Genomic DNA, 18,321 nt, shown 5'->3' with positions numbered 1-18,321 from the left:
ACATTCAGGAAATTGACGTCCAGGAAATTTTTGAAAGGAGATAGAAAGTGAGCATTTCTTCATCACAGGAAAAGGATGAATTGGCGCGCATCCAGGAGGCAACCGATTATGCGGTGACTCGAGCGGAGAATGGTTTCATCATGGGGCATTTTTTCAACTGCTCGCTGTCAAGCATATTTCAGCCGGTATTCGATGCAAAAACACGTAGTGTGGCAGGACATGCAGCTTATATCCGTTCTGTCATGAATGAGGAAAATCCATTATCGCCCTGGAAAGTCCTGTCTCTCGGGGAAGGAGACGCTCCATTGGTACGTTTTGACCGACTGTGCCGCGCAGTGCACGTGCTTAACTACTTCAGTGGGCGCTCTCATGAGGGCAATCTTTTTGTTACCGTACAGCCACGCCTTCTTGAAGCCGTGAAGGATGATCATGGGCGAGCGTTCAAAAGAATCCTCGACATCATCGGCGTAGAGACTTCCCGGGTGGTAATCGAAATTCCGGCTGAAGTGAACCGCAATTGGAAGCTGCTCAAACACGTGATCAGCAATTACCGCTCGCACGGCTATCGCATAGCGATCAATCACAACGATGTCGGCGACGATTGGGTAGCGGAACTTGCCAGCCTGTATCCACTGTACCCGGACGTAGTGCGGTTGGAAGCCTCGGTTCTTCAAAGGCTGGGGGATGCAGGACCCTTGGTGGATGCTATTCATCACTTTGGCGCGCAGGTTTTGTTCCGTGAGATCGAAACAGCACGGCAATTGACAGGAGCTGTTCGCGCAGGCGTTGATCTTCTCCAGGGCCGCTTTCTCGGTATCCCGGCGCAGGCGATTGAGTTTGACTTGCTTCTACCTGCTACGGCAACAAGGTACCTGAGCGCGGAGGCTTCCCCCGGAAACGTCAGAACGCTTCAACACTATATCGACGCGGCGGGAATCTGAAATGGGCACGTTCAGACAACACAGCGTTCTGCCCGGATTCAACCTCGCGCTTGGATTTACGTTGCTTTATCTGAGCCTGATGGTTCTGATTCCAATCTCCGCGGCATTTGTTCGCACTGCAGAGCTCACATTGCCTGAATTCTGGAATGTGGTGATGACACCAAGAGTACTGGCTTCCTACCGGTTGACATTTGGCGCCTCATTCGCAGCGGCGCTGGTTAATGCGATATTCGGACTCCTGGTTGCGTGGGTGCTGGTACGTTACCACTTTCCAGGAAAGAAGCTGATTGATGCGCTCGTAGACCTTCCATTTGCCCTGCCCACCGCGGTAGCGGGTATTGCCCTGACAGCGCTCTATGCGGGGAACGGGTGGATCGGTCAGTATCTGGAGCCGCTTGGCCTCAAGGTCGCCTTTACGCCAGCAGGGGTCTTCGTGGCGCTGACGTTTATCGGATTGCCATTTGTAGTACGAACGGTGCAACCTGTGCTGGAAGACCTCGAACCTGAACTGGAAGAAGCAGCGGCTACGCTCGGCGCGAACCGCTTGCAGACATTCCTGCGAGTCATTTTTCCCGCCATTTTTCCGGCAGTGATAACCGGCTTTGCGCTTGCCTTTGCCCGTGCGATCGGGGAATACGGGTCCGTTATTTTTATTGCGGGCAACATGCCGATGATTTCCGAAATCACGCCGCTCCTGATCATTACCAAGCTCGAGCAGTACGACTATGCAGGCGCTACGGCGCTCGCCGTGGTCATGCTCGTGATTTCTTTCGTGTTGCTCCTGATCATCAACCTGCTGCAATGGTGGAGTCGCAGCCGGAGTTCATCGTCAGTATGAGCATGAGGATATCCTGATGACTGCTATTGCTCTTCCGTTGCCCGTCCCTTCCGGTCGCGTGCGCCCCATCGAGGAATCCGCGTGGGTGCGTCGGCCCCTGATCGGGCTTGCGCTGGTCTTTCTTACACTCTTTCTCTTCATACCGCTGATATCGGTTTTCTACGAAGCGCTCAGGAAAGGCTGGGATGTTTACATTGCCGCAATTACCGAGCCGGATGCGGTGTCCGCCATTCAGCTTACCTTGACCGCAGCCGCCATTGCAGTTCCGCTTAATCTGGTATTCGGCGTAGCGGCAGCATGGGCAGTTGCCAAGTTTGAGTTTCGCGGCAAAAACCTGCTGGTCACGCTCATCGATTTGCCTTTTTCGGTTTCACCTGTCGTGTCCGGGCTCATCTATGTGCTTATTTTCGGCTTGCAGGGTTGGCTGGGGCCATGGCTGGCAGAACAAGACATCAAGATTATCTTTGCGGTGCCCGGCATCGTACTAGCGACCATATTCGTCACTGTTCCCTTTATTGCACGCGAACTGATTCCCCTGATGCAATCCCAGGGGGCCGAAGAGGAAGAAGCGGCCGTGGTACTCGGGGCGAACGGCTGGCAGATATTCTTCCGTGTAACGCTTCCCAATATTAAATGGGGCCTGCTTTACGGTGTCATCCTTTGTAATGCGCGCGCAATGGGAGAGTTTGGTGCAGTATCGGTGGTATCCGGGCATATCCGGGGAAGCACCAATACCTTGCCGCTGCATGTCGAGATTCTTTATAACGAATATAACTTCGCGGCCGCCTTTGCCGTGGCGTCGCTGCTCGCACTGCTCGCACTGGTCACCTTGGCATTGAAGACTATCATTGAATCAAAAACCGGGGAAAAACCGGAAACCACAGGAATACAAGAATGAGCATAGAAATTCGTAATCTTTCCAAACAATTCGGGACATTTTCCGCGCTACGTGATGTCAGCCTGGAAGTAAAGTCTGGCGAACTGCTCGCGCTGCTCGGCCCTTCAGGATCAGGGAAAACGACCCTGTTGCGTGTCATTGCGGGACTGGAAGCAGCGGATACCGGCCAGGTGCTGTTCCAGGGCGAAGACGCAACAGATCAGCACGTCCGTGAGCGACAGGTTGGCTTTGTATTCCAGCACTACGCCCTGTTCCGGAACATGACCATTTTCGAAAACGTAGCCTTCGGTCTGCGTGTACGTCCGAAAAGATTCCGGCCTTCCACAGCAGAGATTCAGCAACGCGTACATGAGTTGCTGAAACTGGTGCAACTCGACTGGCTGGCAGACCGCTACCCCCATCAACTCTCGGGAGGGCAACGCCAGAGAATCGCCCTGGCACGGGCATTGGCTGTGGAACCTAAGGTTCTACTGCTCGACGAACCATTCGGGGCGCTGGATGCCAAGGTGCGCAAGGAACTGCGTTCATGGCTTAGAAGACTTCACGATGAGATGCACATCACCAGTGTGTTCGTCACCCATGACCAGGAAGAGGCATTGGAGGTCGCGGATCGGGTCGTAGTCATGAACGAAGGTCGCATCGAGCAGATCGGTAGCCCAGATGAGGTATACGAGCACCCGGCAAGCCCGTTCGTGTACAAGTTCCTGGGCAAGGTGAATCTTTTCCATGGGCGGCTCCATCGCGGTCGCGCCTGGATAGGGGGAATCGAAATCGATGCGCCGGAGCATACCGAGGCCGAAGAGCTCTCAGCGGTGGCCTATGTGCGTCCGCATGACATCCATGTGGATAAGGTGGACAATGCCTTGAATGGGAAGGGAGCAATTGCCGCGCATGTGTCCCACATTCTCTCGGTGGGCCCGGTCGTTCGCCTCCAGCTGAGGCGCGATGACGGCAAAGATAAGGAATTGATCGAAGTCGAAATCAGCAGGGAGCGCTTTCGGGAACTGCAGTTGACGCAAGGCGATCAGGTTTTCATCAAACCTTCCCGTTTCGATCTCTTTCCGGCGCAGCTACACTAACAGGCTTGACTTATCAGGTTACGGATTGACGGTATTGATACCGTTTCCTGGAACAAGAGGAGAACGGCAGTCCGTGCGAAGCCGCATGAGGACAGCCGCAATCCACGTCGGCTACTCGACAATCTCCAGAATCCCCTCCATCCCGTGCTCCCTATGGCTCTTGAAAAAGAGCAGCTTCTTTGGACAATAGAAAGCATATTTGCCTGACGCAGTTGGGGTAAAAGTGAATGTTTGAGACTCACGGCCAAGATCTTCATCGATCGAGATATTCGCTTTGGGAACTTTTAGCACCAGGCCGTGAGGGATGACGCCCTGTTCTACTCGAACGACAAGCATTACAGGCACGTTGACTTTGACGATGATGTGCCTGGGACGGAAAAAATAGTCGCCCGCCAGAATGTTCACGTGTTGCACGCCATCACTGCCTATCGCTGCCCGATAGGGTTCATTCCCTGACTGCGCGGCGACACCTCCGGCTGTGAAGCTGATCACCAGTGCCAGTAACAGGGATAAAAATCGGGGGAATAAAAACCCCTGTAGTTTCATGATGAGTTCATCGCCTGATGATTTCCTTGTCATCTGACACTGAAATTCGACCGTGGAAACTTGCACAATATAAGCTGATTCCCACGTATCAACAAAAAAGCCCCGACTCTCGCGAGTCGGGGCTTTTTTCTATAAGGTGCCTGGCAGTGACCTACTTTCGCATGTGAAAACACACTATCATCGGCGCGACTTCGTTTCACGGCCCTGTTCGGGATGGGAAGGGGTGGGTCCAAAGTGCTATGACCACCAAGCGTAACTTTTAATGGCATCCGACAAAAGCAATGAGCAACTCTGGCTTCTATCGAAAACCGCAATCTTGAAGAAGTAAATGGGAATGATTGTATCTGCTAAACACCTTGTTCTTGCTTAAGGTTATAGGATCAAGCCGCACGGTCAATTAGTATCGGTTAGCTTAACGCATTACTGCGCTTCCACACCCGACCTATCAACGTCGTAGTCTTCGACGAACCTTTAGGGGGGTTTAACCCCCGGGAAGTCTCATCTTGAGGCGAGTTTCCCGCTTAGATGCTTTCAGCGGTTATCTCTTCCACACTTAGCTACCCGGCGATACGACTGGCGTCATAACCGGTACACCAGAGGTGCGTCCACTCCGGTCCTCTCGTACTAGGAGCAGGTCCTCTCAAACTTCCAACGCCCACGGCAGATAGGGACCAAACTGTCTCACGACGTTTTAAACCCAGCTCACGTACCACTTTAAATGGCGAACAGCCATACCCTTGGGACCGGCTACAGCCCCAGGATGTGATGAGCCGACATCGAGGTGCCAAACTCCCCCGTCGATATGAACTCTTGGGAGGAATCAGCCTGTTATCCCCGGCGTACCTTTTATCCGTTGAGCGATGGCCCTTCCATACAGAACCACCGGATCACTATGACCTGCTTTCGCATCTGCTCGACTTGTCAGTCTCGCAGTCAAGCACGCTTTTGCCATTGCACTATCAGCACGATTTCCGACCGTACCTAGCGTACCTTCGTACTCCTCCGTTACACTTTGGGAGGAGACCGCCCCAGTCAAACTGCCTACCATACACGGTCCCCGATCCAGATAATGGACCCAGGTTAGAACCCCAACAACACCAGGGTGGTATTTCAAGGTTGGCTCCATGAGCTCTAGCGAGCCCACTTCAATGCCTCCCACCTATCCTACACAGATGTTGTCAAGGTCCAATGTAAAGCTACAGTAAAGGTGCACGGGGTCTTTCCGTCTAGCCGCGGGGAGATTGCATCTTCACAAACATTTCAACTTCGCTGAGTCTCAGGAGGAGACAGTGTGGCCATCGTTACGCCATTCGTGCAGGTCGGAACTTACCCGACAAGGAATTTCGCTACCTTAGGACCGTTATAGTTACGGCCGCCGTTTACCGGGGCTTCGATCAAGAGCTTGCACCCCATCACTTAACCTTCCGGCACCGGGCAGGCGTCACACTCTATACGTCCACTTTCGTGTTTGCAGAGTGCTGTGTTTTTATTAAACAGTCGCAGCCACCATTTTTTTGCAACCCCCTTCCGCTTCACGCGCGAGGCGCTACACGTACAGAGGGCACACCTTATCCCGAAGTTACGGTGTCAATTTGCCGAGTTCCTTCTCCTGAGTTCTCTCAAGCGCCTTGGAATTTTCATCCCGCCCACCTGTGTCGGTTTGCGGTACGGTCTTCGTTCAACTGAAGCTTAGTGGCTTTTCCTGGAAGCAGGGTATCACTCACTTGGCACCCCGAAGGGTGTTTCGTTATCACGCCTCAACTAAGCCGCCCGGATTTGCCTAAGCAGCACGTCTACACGCTTCAACCGGGACATCCAACACCCGGCCGAGCTAACCTTCTCCGTCCCCACATCGCATTGAACAAAGGTACTGGAATATTAACCAGTTTCCCATCAGCTACGCATTTCTGCCTCACCTTAGGGGCCGACTCACCCTGCGCCGATGAACGTTGCGCAGGAAACCTTGGGCTTACGGCGAGGGAGCCTTTCACTCCCTTTATCGCTACTCATGTCAGCATTCGCACTTCCGATACCTCCAGCAGCCTTTACAAGCCACCTTCGCAGGCCTACGGAACGCTCTCCTACCATCTACACTTGCGTGTAAATCCCTAGCTTCGGTGCACAGTTTGAGCCCCGTTACATCTTCCGCGCAGGACGACTCGATCAGTGAGCTATTACGCTTTCTTTAAAGGATGGCTGCTTCTAAGCCAACCTCCTGACTGTTTTAGCCTTCCCACTTCGTTTGCCACTTAACTGTGTCTTTGGGACCTTAGCTGAGGGTCTGGGTTGTTTCCCTCTCGACACCGGACGTTAGCACCCGATGTCTGTCTCCCACGCTCGCACTCTTCGGTATTCGGAGTTTGCCATGGTTTGGTAGGCCTAAACGGCCCCCTAGCCATAACAGTGCTCTACCCCCGAAGGTGATACGTGAGGCACTACCTAAATAGTTTTCGGAGAGAACCAGCTATTTCCAGATTTGTTTAGCCTTTCACCCCTACCCACAGCTCATCCCCTAATTTTTCAACATTAGTGGGTTCGGACCTCCACGAGGTGTTACCCCCGCTTCATCCTGGCCATGAGTAGATCATCTGGTTTCGGGTCTACACCCAGCAACTAATCGCCCTATTAAGACTCGCTTTCGCTATGCCTCCCCTATACGGTTAAGCTCGCTACTGAATGTAAGTCGCTGACCCATTATACAAAAGGTACGCAGTCACGGAACAAGTCCGCTCCCACTGTTTGTATGCATGCGGTTTCAGGATCTATTTCACTCCCCTCCCGGGGTTCTTTTCGCCTTTCCCTCACGGTACTGGTTCACTATCGGTCGATTACGAGTATTTAGCCTTGGAGGATGGTCCCCCCATATTCAAACAGGATTTCACGTGTCCCGCCCTACTTGTCCCAATCCTAGTTCCACACTCAAACTTTCGCCTACGGGGCTATCACCCACTATGGCCCGACTTTCCAGACGGTTCGACTAGTTCGAGTGCTAAAAATTGGAGGCTGCTCCCATTTCGCTCGCCACTACTATGGGAATCTCGGTTGATTTCTTTTCCTCTGGCTACTTAGATGTTTCAGTTCACCAGGTTCGCCACACTTGGCCTATATATTCAGCCAAGGTTGACCCTTGCGGGCCGGGTTTCCCCATTCGGACATCTCCGGATCAAAGCTTGTTTGCCAGCTCCCCGAAGCTTTTCGCAGGCTTCCACGTCCTTCATCGCCTGTAATCGCCAAGGCATCCACCACATGCACTTATTCGCTTGATCCTATAACCTTAAGGGCTTTAGAAGCCGAAGCGGATATCATCGAAAAACTGACTCCTTTTCATCTTCCAAACCGGTGGTTACAGGTGTTTGCTTCGCATCGCATCCGACTAAAAATGCGATACGTCGATACAATCTAACCCATTATTCCGTTTCTCGGGAAAACGTAGCCTCACGGGCAACGCATCCGTCGATACGAAATATTTACTTCTTCCAGATTGTTAAAGAACGTCAGGAACAAATACGAGGAATTCAAAGTTGAATAAAACAACCCGAAAACCTGAATGTTCCCGAAATACAGCCGCTGGTTAAAAACCAGAAGTAAACCTTTCCGTTTACTTCTGGCTTCTAATTAGGTAATTGCTTTTCTGATTGGTGGAGGTGAACGGGATCGAACCGATGACCCCCTGCTTGCAAAGCAGGTGCTCTCCCATCTGAGCTACACCCCCTTTTAGTTGGTGGGTCTGGGTGGACTTGAACCACCGACCCCACGCTTATCAAGCGTGTGCTCTAACCAACTGAGCTACAGACCCTGAACAGAGCCTGGAAACAAAGAGATGGGCCTTTTGTGGTTCTCAAGCCTATTTCCTTAGCCCCCTAGCCTTGCTTTTCTAAACAACCGATAGGTTGTGGGCACTCAAACAGGAATTTCTCTAGAAAGGAGGTGATCCAGCCGCAGGTTCCCCTACGGCTACCTTGTTACGACTTCACCCCAGTCATGAATCTCACCGTGGCAGGCGCCCTCCTTGCGGTTAGACTACCTGCTTCTGGTGGAACCCACTCCCATGGTGTGACGGGCGGTGTGTACAAGACCCGGGAACGTATTCACCGCGACATGCTGATCCGCGATTACTAGCGATTCCGACTTCACGGAGTCGAGTTGCAGACTCCGATCCGGACTACGACGCGCTTTCTGAGATTAGCTCCCCCTCGCGGGTTGGCAACCCTCTGTACGCGCCATTGTATTACGTGTGAAGCCCTACCCATAAGGGCCATGAGGACTTGACGTCATCCCCACCTTCCTCCGGTTTGTCACCGGCAGTTTCATTAAAGTGCCCAACTGAATGATGGCAATTAATGACAAGGGTTGCGCTCGTTGCGGGACTTAACCCAACATCTCACGACACGAGCTGACGACAGCCATGCAGCACCTGTGTTGCCGTTCCCTTTCGGGCACACCCACCTCTCGGCGGACTTCGGCACATGTCAAGGGTAGGTAAGGTTTTTCGCGTTGCATCGAATTAATCCACATAATCCACCGCTTGTGCGGGTCCCCGTCAATTCCTTTGAGTTTTAATCTTGCGACCGTACTCCCCAGGCGGTCAACTTCACGCGTTAGCTGCGTTACCAAGTCCGTTAAGACCCGACAACTAGTTGACATCGTTTAGGGCGTGGACTACCAGGGTATCTAATCCTGTTTGCTCCCCACGCTTTCGTGCCTGAGCGTCAGTGTTAACCCAGGGGGCTGCCTTCGCCATCGGTGTTCCTCCACATCTCTACGCATTTCACTGCTACACGTGGAATTCCACCCCCCTCTGCCACACTCTAGCCTTGTAGTTTCAAACGCAGTTCCCAGGTTAAGCCCGGGGATTTCACATCTGACTTACAAAACCGCCTGCGCACGCTTTACGCCCAGTAATTCCGATTAACGCTCGCACCCTACGTATTACCGCGGCTGCTGGCACGTAGTTAGCCGGTGCTTCTTCTTCCGGTACCGTCAGTAGTCACGGGTATTAACCGTGACCGTTTCGTTCCGGCTGAAAGAGCTTTACAACCCGAAGGCCTTCTTCACTCACGCGGCATGGCTGGATCAGGGTTTCCCCCATTGTCCAAAATTCCCCACTGCTGCCTCCCGTAGGAGTCTGGGCCGTGTCTCAGTCCCAGTGTGGCTGGTCGTCCTCTCAGACCAGCTACTGATCGACGCCTTGGTAAGCCTTTACCTCACCAACTAGCTAATCAGACATCGGCCGCTCCAAAAGCGCAAGGTCTTGCGATCCCCTGCTTTTCTCCTCGGAGATTATGCGGTATTAGCACACCTTTCGGTGCGTTATCCCCCACTTAAGGATACGTTCCGATGCATTACTCACCCGTTCGCCACTCGCCACCAGGGTTACCCCCGTGCTGCCGTTCGACTTGCATGTGTAAAGCATGCCGCCAGCGTTCAATCTGAGCCAGGATCAAACTCTTCAGTTCAATACTGGTAAAACTCTCGCTTGACGTTATTTGATTCTGTTTCTCCCGAGCGATCGGGATGATCAGAATCTTGGTACGTTGTGCGAGCACTTCGATTCTTGGAACTGACTGTTTCGCCTGAAAGGCGAAACAGCCGTATGTCCCGTTCAAGTGCCCACACCTATCGGCTGTAAATTTTTAAAGAGCGATGCTGGCTAACAAACTTTGTTACTAATGTTAGCTAGCGAAGGCGGCATTATACAGACGCCAGATGCCCGGTCAAGGGTTTTTGATAACTTTTTTATTTTTCTTCGGAGATTCTTACTCTGGCAAACTTCCGCTTGCCTACCTGCACTATCACCATCTGACCACAAGGCAGCTTAAAAGTTTTGTCGCTTACTTTCTCGCCATTCGATTTTACACCACCTTGCTCGATCACGCGAAAGCCGGCATTATACAGACGCCAGATACCCGGTCAAGGTTTTTGATAACTTTTTTATTTTTCTTCGGAGATTCTTACTCTGGCAAACTTCCGCTTGCCCACCTGCACTACCACCGTTTGACCACAAGGCAGCCGGAAAGTTTTGTCGCTCACCTTTTCGCCATTCAATTTTACACCCCCTTGCTCGATCATGCGCAAGGCTTCGGTGGTGCTGGCAGTGAGTCCGGTCTGTTTGAGCAACTGCGCTATCGGCAATCCCTCTTTTCCAGCCTGCAGTATGTTTTCCGGCAGATCATCCGGGATACCTCCCCGCCTGAAGCGTGATTCAAAATCTGCGAGAGCGGCCTCGGCATCCTGCCTGCTATGAAAGCGGGTAACGATCTCCTGGGCAAACAGGACCTTGATGTCGCGAGGATTGCGTCCATTCCCTACATCCTGCTGCCACTGACGAACAACGCGCAGCGGCTCGAACGACAATAACTCAATATACCGCCACATCAATTCATCGGAAATAGACATCAATTTGCCGAACATGTTCCCCGGACTCTCGGTGATTCCGATGTAGTTGCCGGCAGACTTGGACATTTTATTGACGCCGTCCAGTCCTTCGAGAAGCGGCATTGTGATGACGCATTGCGACGCTTGCCCGAAGTGTTTCTGCAACTCCCGTCCCATCAGCAAATTGAATTTCTGGTCAGTGCCTCCCAGTTCGATATCTGCGTGGAGCGCGACCGAGTCATAGCCTTGAATCAACGGGTATAAAAATTCGTGAATGGCAATGGGCTTGTTGCTCTGGTAGCGCTTGCCAAAATCGTCCCGCTCCAGCATACGCGCGACTGTATGAGTGGCAGCCAGTTTGATCAGATCAGCGGCATTCAGCTTATCCATCCATGCGGAGTTGAACACCACCTCGGTCTGCTCAGGTTTGAGTATGCGGAACACCTGGTCCTGATAGGATTTCGCGTTCTCGGCTACCTGCTCACGGGTAAGTGGGGGGCGCGTGGTATTCTTGCCGCTGGGATCGCCGATCATGCCTGTGAAGTCGCCAATCAGGAATAGGGCGTGATGCCCTAAATCCTGTAAATGGCGCATTTTATTCAGCAGAACGGTATGACCCAGATGCAAGTCAGGTGCTGTAGGATCGAATCCAGCCTTGATTCTGAGTGGACGATTCAGGGCAAGCTTCTGCTCCAGTTCGTCTTCCAGCAAAAGCTCACTGCAACCACGCTTGATGATTTCGACTTGTTCTGAAATTGGTATCGTCACATCAGCAGGTCGCGGTATTATTTATCGTTGTCAGCGGCAAAGCCCCAGTTGATCAGCTTGTCGAGCACGGCATTGACATAATCCGCGCGCCGGTTCTGGTAATCAAGGTAGTAGGCGTGTTCCCAGACATCGATCGTTAAGAGTGGCTTCATTCCTTTTGTGAGCGGCAGATCCGCGTTACCCGTCTTTATCACCTGCAACCTGTCGCCATCATCGTTTACCAGCCATGCCCATCCGCTGCCGAACTGGGTTGTGGCTGCCGTTGCCAGTTCCTTTTTGCAAACCTCCACGCTGCCGAAAGCAGTCTCGATTTTTTGCTTCAGCGACGCGGGTGGCTCACCACCGCCCTTGGGCGACAAACTGTTCCAGTAAAAGGTATGGTTCCACACCTGGGCAGCGTTATTGAAAATTCCTACCTTGTCTGCCTTGCCCGCCGTGGAAGTGATGATCTCCTCCAGAGACATATCCGCCAGATCTGTACCTGCAACCAGCTTGTTGAGATTATCGACATATGTCTTGTGATGTTTCCCGTAGTGGAAGCCAAGCGTATTTGCCGAAATGACGGGGTCCAGTGCGTTATCTGCATAGGGTAAAGGTGGCAAAACATACGGGGCGCTTCCGGTATTTTGATTGCTCATTGTTTTCACTCCCATGTGGTGACATAAAAATTTGATCGGTGCCGCGCTTTCCTCTGAAACTTTGACAAGAGATCAGCGCATCCTGATACCTGACATACTGGTCATCTCCCGCAAAATAGAGCCGAGGATACGGATAAAAACGGAGCCAGAGTTTTCAGTTCCATTTCGTAATGCACTTGCAGGGAGAATTATATTTATGAGGGCAAGTATATCTGAAAACAGGAATACCTACCCAGCGCTGCCCGTGCATCAAGTCACTTTTGCAAGTCAGGTGTGGAAACAAATTGCTCGAGCGCAACAATGACTCCACGAATGGCCGTTACTCCCCAAAGCTGTCTCGGCTTTATCCGGAGCGTCGAAGCTCTCGATACTTTCAGTAAAATCATGGAACCTGTCATTACACGTCCCAAATACCGGGCTCCAGGATGTGCTCCTTTGGCAGGCTCAGGGCAGGATTTTTAACAGGAACCGAAATATCGACTATGCTTGATTACATAGGCACGCATCGATAACCGGTAGCAACAGAACTTCTCAAATCAGCAGGCCCGAATCATGCAAGCTTCCAGATTACTATTGATGCCTTTGCTGTTGACAGGAACCGTGTTCGTTGCCAATGACGCTGTCGCGGCAGGATTTGCTCTGCAAAACCAGAATGGGGCCGGAAACGGGTACGCCTATGCGGGCGCGGCGGCTGTCGCGCAAGACGCATCCACGATTTATTTCAATCCGGCTGGCATGACCTACCTTGCTCCCGGGCATCATGTTTCCGGAGCGAGTAACCTGCTCATCCGGTCTTTGAGATTCAAGAATACGGGCAGCAGTCCTTTCCTCAGCTATCCCTTGGGCGATAATGGCGGCCAGGCCGGAGGCCTCTCCCCAATTCCCGCTTTTTACTGGAGCATGTCGCTGGGTTCCGCCTTCCGCCTCGGATTGGGGGTATCCCCCACCTTTGGCAACTCCACGGAATGGAACAAGACCTTTATTGGCCGTTACCAGGGAAGATTCTCTGAGATATTGGCGATTAATTTCAATCCGAGCTTTGCCTGGCAGTTGAGCGAGGATGTCTCGATTGGCGCGGGCTTGAATATCGTGAAGTTTGACGCAGATCTGCGCAGCATGGTGCCCGTAACATCCCTGCTGCCCCTCCCGGTAGACGTTGAAACAAAGATGAAAGGGGATGATGTAGGCTTTGGCTATAACCTTGGCGTTATGTTCCGGTTTTCACCGTCCACGCGCATGGGGTTGACTTACAGATCAACGGTGGATTTGAAGGTTGACGGCCGACTGAGCGCGCCTGGCACTGTCATTCCCGCTTCGGTCGCTCTCGAGCTTCCAAACACTGCGTCGCTGGCAATCTCTCACATGATGAGCGATCGATTGCGATTGCTTGCAGACCTGACCTGGACAGGCTGGGGCCACATACCGGCAATTGTCGCCACGAGTCGTGCTTCCGGCGCCATTCTCGCAAATGAACGGCTGGGATTCGAAGACAGTTTCCGCGTGGGTCTTGGTACGCAATATCAATATACGGACCGCCTTCGACTCCACGCCGGGTTCGCCTACGACCAATCCCCCGTGCGTAACGCCAGGGATCGATCTGTACGTCTGCCGGACTCCGATCGTTTCTGGTTAGCGGTGGGTCTCAACCAAAAACTTGGCGAACGAACGTCGATCGACGTAGGGTATTCACATGTGTTCTTCAAAGGAGCGGAGATCGAGCGCCCCACCTTCCCGAACCCATCGCTTCAGGTAGTGCGCGGCTCATTCAACACAGACGCACACATCATTTCCCTTCAACTCAATCACCACTTCTGATTTCGTCAGGACGACCGACCATCCGTTAGGGACTCCCAGAGTGAGGACTACGCACCGCAGAGTTCCACCAGCTGCCTGTTGGGGTAGCGCTCCATTTGATACCTTAGCCAAAGCCTGCTGCCGATATGCCGCGCCAGCATATCCGCGTTGAACTGTAAATTGGCGTTTTCCATCCCGCTCGTGGTCTGATGAAAAAGTTGAAGCCATCGTTCGAATAATTCAGGCGTCAGTCCGGGCAGGGCTACGTGCTTGGGCATGGGCGCGCCGCGAAACCTGCTTGTTCCCCGCAGCTTCATCGACCAGAAATTGATCATCTGCACGAAATGCGCGTCCCAGTCAGTAACATGAGCCTCGAAGATCGGACCGAGCAGCGAATCCTTTCTGGCCGTTGCATAAAACGTATGAACTAGATAGGAAATCTCTTCTTCTGTACACAGGCCCGGATCGGGAGCAAAGAATTGTGGTTCAGACATGGCGGTGATTGTGATATCTTGGAAAGTGAGAATTTCATCGCAAAAGGCGATGCCGGGACTTAGCTCTGATTCATATTCGAAAGCGGGATTACATTTAACCTTACTTACGCGGAAATGGTTTGGCGAGCAGCCCAAACCTCAAGTATATCCCGTACTTTAGACAAGCATGAATGTTATAAGTTCAGTAATCAAAGTTTAAACCAAAGAGTTTAAACCAATCCAAACCGAACGGGATCGGTGAAATGATTTGTAAAATGAAAGTTTGTCGCCAAAGCGATCAAACCAGTGTTGATTGCCTGGGGTTGAAGACTCCAGGAGGTTGAAAACTTAAGGGGCCGCTGAATAAATCCTCCAGTGGCGCAATGCGCGCTACGGAAGATCTGATCAGCGGTTCCTCAAAATACGCCGTCCTTCGATACGCCTTCGCACCTCAGTATCATGCGCAAGGTTTGCAGCGCTTCCAGTTGAATCTGGCGCACGCGTTCGCGTGTAAGATCGAGACTTGCAGCCAGCTGCTCCAGGGTCTGGGTTTCATAACCGTTGAGCCCGTAGCGCTGCTCGATTATATAGCGCTGTTTATCATTTAACCGGTTTAACCAATCCTGTACGCGACCTTTTATCTCGGACTGCTCCCACATAAGATCGGGGCCGGGACTCTGGTCATCTGCAATTGCATCACCGATTGACAGCAAGGGATCAACATCGAGCGGCGCGTCCAGTGACATCATGCTCTGGTTCAAAGACAACATTCTTTGCACTTCCTTGACCGTCCGCCCCAGCAGATGGGCGACATCCTCCGCTTTGGGGTCTTTTCCCGTATGTGCTTCAAGGTGGCGGGCAGCCTGCAATATGATGTTCAAATCCTTGATGACATGGACCGGAAGACGAATGGTCCGCGACTGATTCATGATGCAACGCTCGATATTCTGTCGTATCCACCAAGTCGCATAGGTCGAAAAACGGAATCCTCGTTCCGGATCGAATTTATCAAGAGCGTGCATCATCCCCATGTTGCCTTCTTCTATCAGATCGAGCAGGGCGACGCCATGATTAGTGTAATGTTTTGCTATATTGACCACCAGTCGCAAATTACACTCAATCATTTTTTGCCGTGCGGCAAAATCGTTCTGTCTGACGCGACGAGTCAATTCCCCTTCTTCCTTCGCGGTCAGCAGGGCGTTATGACCAATCTCGTTGAAATAGATTTGAGTAACATCGGTCAATAGAAAGTCGTTGGATGTGTCCGTTATTGTGCTGGAGGGCGTGTCGACAGCCCCATCATCCTGCTCCAGTGAATCCTCCTTCTCGAAGAGTTCTTCTTCGTCAGTGTATTCTTGCTGATTCATCATGAGCTCATCCTCAATTCATCCGGAAATACCCGGCAAATATTTCAGAGGATCGACCGGCTTGCCATTCTTCCGAATTTCGAAATGGAGCTTGACAAGACCAGCGTCCGTGCTTCCCATCTCAGCAATTTTCTGTCCTTTGATCACCGTCTCCCCTTCTTTCACAAGGAGCTTGCTGTTATGTGCATAAGCGCTGAGATAGGTATCGCTATGCTTGATAATGATCAGTTTGCCGTACCCGCGTAGGCCCTCGCCGCTATAAACCACTTTCCCTCCTGCGGACGCGGCTACCGTTTGTCCTTTCATCCCGACGATATCGATGCCTTTGGTGCTTTCCGAGAAGAGGTCGGATACCCTGCCTTTGGCGGGCCATACCCATTCGCCATGGGCATTATTTCTGACAGCTTCCGACGGAGGAATGGAAATCGTGCTGATTTCGGCGGGCGTAGTTTTTTCGATAGCCGGCGTGACTTTTACCACCGTTACCGGCAGAGCTGCATCCGCCTGGCTTTTCACCTGCGCAAGGGCCTGTTCCGAGTAAGGCAGCTTGAACGCCTTTGGTTCTGTTTTCACCTTCCCCACCGGGACCGGTTGTCTTGCTTCCGGCATCGGCATACTGTCTTGTCTGGTTTGTGCCGGCGATACTGGCGCTACTACGGACGAAGATGGGGCGGCCTCCTGAATGGCGAACAGGGTTGGTTGTGCCGCTACCGGCCCCTCGGGTCGGGATAAAAAGATTTCCTGGCCAATCCGGATTGCGCCTGGATCAGGGATGTTGTTCCACGCCGCCAAATCCCTGGGATTAATATTATTGCTCGTCGCAATGCTGTAGAGCGTGTCTCCTCTGCGAACGATATGCACGCCAGGTCGCTGAGGTTGAGGGGATGTTGAAACGCCATTTTTTTGCCGGTCCGGCACGGCCTTGTTACTCATGGGCCCCTGACGAGGCGTGGATGAACAACCGGCAATCAGCAAGCATAATGCGAGGGACAGACAGTATGGGACAAGATGCCGCTGCGCGAAAAATGTGCGAGGAAGATCTTCTCCAAGACCGGAAAGATTACTGTTCAGACTCATATCCCTGATTCGTGTAGCGCTCATTGTTGTCTCGTTTCCCTTGCTCGATATCGTTGCGGTTTCCTAACGCTGCCAGATTCCCGGTATCATTGGGACAAACTTGACTTCGTCCAGTATTGTCTCAGTATAACCTTGCAAGTTGCGTTCGATAACGCACAAAACTTGCTCACTGGTTCCCCTGGGAAATACCATTCTGCCACGAATGGCTAATTGTTCAAGTAGTGCCGGAGGTATGTGCGGCGTTGCAGCCGTGAGAATGATTCCGTCAAACGGTGCTGCCTCGGAAAGGCCAAGCAGACCGTCTGCATGCTTCAGGCGCACATTGTTGATGCGTAACTCTCTTAGTCGTCCGCGAGTGCGCGTCAGCAGAGGCCCGATTCGCTCGACCGAATAGACTTCCCGGGAGAACTGCGCCAGTATCGCAGTCTGGTAGCCGGAGCCCGTACCAATCTCAAGCACCTTGCCAAGATTGGAACCTGCGCGCAGCAGCTGACTCATTCTCGCTACGGTGAACGGGCTCGAAATCGTCTGCTCGAAATTGATCGGCAACGCGACGTCGTCGTAAGCACGGCTTGCCAGTACTTCCTCCACAAAGATGTGGCGAGGAATGGTAATCATGGCCGCGAGCACTGCTTCATCCGTAACACCCTGCGTGCGCAGCCGCTCAACCATGCGCGCACGCGTCCGCTGTGAAGTCATGCCGATTCCGGAATGGTGAACGTTCAATCCCGATCTGCCTTGAACACGGCCTTCAGCTCCGCGGGCTGACAAGAGCGTGATTATTCAGCCATTCCTTTACCGCGTCCAACTGCCCATACCGGGTGAGGTCGATTTGCAAGGGGGTCACTGATACACGGTTGCGCTGAATCGCGAGAAAGTCTGTTCCCTCTCCGGCATCCTGCGCGGGTCCTGCCGCACCCACCCAATATACTGTCTCACCTCGTGGGGTTTTATACTTTACTACGGGTTCCGCCTTATGCCGGCGCCCCAGCCGTGTAACCTCCAGGCCCTGCAACTCATCGTACGGGATATCAGGTACATTGATATTCAGCAGCACGGGGCCATGAAGTTTATCTGTTTCAAAGCGACGCACTATTTCAGCCGCGACACGGGCGGCAGTAGGGAAATTTCCGGCCGAAAAACCAGCGAGCGAAATGGCAAGGGAAGGTACACCAAGTAAAAAGCCTTCAGTCGCCGCTGCTACCGTCCCGGAATAAATGGTGTCATCCCCCATGTTGGCGCCATCGTTGATTCCGGATACGACCATGTCAGGCAAGGTGTCGAGCATGCCTGTAACCGCCAGATGCACGCAATCTGTCGGCGTGCCATTGACGTAATAGAACCCGTTGTGGGATTTACGAAGACTGAGAGGCCGGTCCAGCGTAAGAGAATTGCTGGCGCCGCTTCGGTCGCGCTCCGGGGCGACGACTACGACGTCCGCAATGACGGAAAGCGCTTCCGCAAGACAAGCGAGACCTGGCGCAAAATACCCATCGTCATTACTGAGCAGTATGCGCATTTGAACAT

The 18,321-nt window shown here is 52.6% G+C and carries 13 protein-coding genes, 2 tRNA genes and 3 rRNA genes; 5 read left to right on the top strand and 13 right to left on the bottom strand.

Features of this window, described 5'->3' with window-relative positions; all coding sequences use genetic code 11:
* The first annotated feature begins 47 nt into the window (after window positions 1–47).
* From BMW46_RS04770 to BMW46_RS04755, 4 genes are read left to right on the top strand one after another with little or no spacing between them, the layout of a single operon-like run.
* Complete coding sequence (locus BMW46_RS04770) at window positions 48–941, top strand: EAL domain-containing protein (protein ID WP_074705345.1); 894 nt, start codon at window positions 48–50, stop codon at window positions 939–941.
* 1 nt (window position 942) lies between these two features.
* The gene (cysT, locus tag BMW46_RS04765) at window positions 943–1,779 is read left to right on the top strand and encodes a sulfate ABC transporter permease subunit CysT (protein ID WP_074705342.1); all 837 of its coding nucleotides are present in this window, start codon (window positions 943–945) and stop codon (window positions 1,777–1,779) included.
* 16 nt (window positions 1,780–1,795) lie between these two features.
* Window positions 1,796–2,677: a sulfate ABC transporter permease subunit CysW gene (gene cysW, locus BMW46_RS04760; protein ID WP_074705339.1), complete on the top strand. Its 882-nt coding sequence runs from the start codon at window positions 1,796–1,798 to the stop codon at window positions 2,675–2,677.
* Window positions 2,674–3,756, top strand: coding sequence for a sulfate/molybdate ABC transporter ATP-binding protein (locus BMW46_RS04755; protein ID WP_074705337.1), 1,083 nt, complete (start codon window positions 2,674–2,676; stop codon window positions 3,754–3,756). Before cysW ends, BMW46_RS04755 begins: the two co-directional genes overlap by 4 nt.
* Before the next feature lie 111 nt (window positions 3,757–3,867).
* On the opposite strand, the gene BMW46_RS04750 is transcribed toward BMW46_RS04755, so the two are convergent.
* From BMW46_RS04750 to BMW46_RS04715, 8 genes are all read right to left on the bottom strand, one after another.
* Window positions 3,868–4,302, bottom strand: a complete 435-nt coding sequence (locus BMW46_RS04750) for a quinol oxidase (protein WP_074705335.1) — start codon at window positions 4,300–4,302, stop codon at window positions 3,868–3,870.
* Between the two features lie 138 nt (window positions 4,303–4,440).
* Window positions 4,441–4,553 (bottom strand): 5S ribosomal RNA (gene rrf / locus BMW46_RS04745).
* A gap of 125 nt (window positions 4,554–4,678) precedes the next feature.
* Window positions 4,679–7,568: ribosomal RNA gene (locus tag BMW46_RS04740) — 23S ribosomal RNA — on the bottom strand.
* 370 nt (window positions 7,569–7,938) lie between these two features.
* Window positions 7,939–8,014, bottom strand: a tRNA-Ala gene (locus BMW46_RS04735).
* 7 nt (window positions 8,015–8,021) lie between these two features.
* Window positions 8,022–8,098, bottom strand: a tRNA-Ile gene (locus tag BMW46_RS04730).
* Between the two features lie 124 nt (window positions 8,099–8,222).
* Window positions 8,223–9,758 (bottom strand): 16S ribosomal RNA (locus BMW46_RS04725).
* The 16S, 23S and 5S rRNA genes sit together here with 2 tRNA genes alongside, the layout of an rRNA operon.
* 475 nt (window positions 9,759–10,233) lie before the next feature.
* Window positions 10,234–11,445 (bottom strand): tyrosine--tRNA ligase, encoded by a 1,212-nt coding sequence (gene tyrS, locus BMW46_RS04720; RefSeq protein ID WP_074705332.1) that lies wholly within the window; start codon window positions 11,443–11,445, stop codon window positions 10,234–10,236.
* A 17-nt stretch (window positions 11,446–11,462) separates the two neighbouring features.
* Window positions 11,463–12,083 carry a superoxide dismutase gene (locus tag BMW46_RS04715; protein WP_074705700.1) on the bottom strand — a complete coding sequence of 207 codons (621 nt, stop codon included), beginning with the start codon at window positions 12,081–12,083 and terminating at the stop codon, window positions 11,463–11,465.
* A gap of 552 nt (window positions 12,084–12,635) precedes the next feature.
* On the opposite strand from BMW46_RS04715, the gene BMW46_RS04710 reads away from it, so the two are divergent.
* Window positions 12,636–13,898 (top strand): OmpP1/FadL family transporter, encoded by a 1,263-nt coding sequence (locus BMW46_RS04710; protein WP_074705329.1) that lies wholly within the window; start codon window positions 12,636–12,638, stop codon window positions 13,896–13,898.
* A 47-nt stretch (window positions 13,899–13,945) separates the two neighbouring features.
* On the opposite strand, the gene BMW46_RS04705 is transcribed toward BMW46_RS04710, so the two are convergent.
* The 5 genes from BMW46_RS04705 to surE all read right to left on the bottom strand — a co-directional run bounded on the left by BMW46_RS04705 (window position 13,946) and on the right by surE (window position 18,313).
* A complete protein-coding gene (locus tag BMW46_RS04705) occupies window positions 13,946–14,371 on the bottom strand; it encodes a group III truncated hemoglobin (RefSeq protein WP_074705327.1) in 426 nt (141 codons plus the stop codon).
* Between the two features lie 395 nt (window positions 14,372–14,766).
* Window positions 14,767–15,717, bottom strand: a complete 951-nt coding sequence (gene rpoS / locus BMW46_RS04700) for an RNA polymerase sigma factor RpoS (protein WP_371113496.1) — start codon at window positions 15,715–15,717, stop codon at window positions 14,767–14,769.
* 18 nt (window positions 15,718–15,735) lie between these two features.
* Entirely contained in the window at window positions 15,736–16,818 is a 1,083-nt protein-coding gene (locus BMW46_RS04695) for a peptidoglycan DD-metalloendopeptidase family protein (protein WP_074705321.1), read from the bottom strand.
* Window positions 16,819–16,857: 39 nt separating this feature from the next.
* The gene (locus BMW46_RS04690; protein ID WP_074705698.1) at window positions 16,858–17,520 is read right to left on the bottom strand and encodes a protein-L-isoaspartate(D-aspartate) O-methyltransferase; all 663 of its coding nucleotides are present in this window, start codon (window positions 17,518–17,520) and stop codon (window positions 16,858–16,860) included.
* Between the two features lie 25 nt (window positions 17,521–17,545).
* Entirely contained in the window at window positions 17,546–18,313 is a 768-nt protein-coding gene (surE, locus tag BMW46_RS04685; RefSeq protein ID WP_074705318.1) for a 5'/3'-nucleotidase SurE, read from the bottom strand.
* Window positions 18,314–18,321 lie beyond the last annotated feature (8 nt).

Source organism: Nitrosospira multiformis, assembly GCF_900111585.1.
Classification (GTDB): Bacteria; Pseudomonadota; Gammaproteobacteria; order Burkholderiales; family Nitrosomonadaceae; genus Nitrosospira; species Nitrosospira multiformis_B.
The sequence above is the reverse complement of the archived record's forward strand: the minus strand, read 5'-3'. Positions and strand labels throughout refer to the sequence as shown.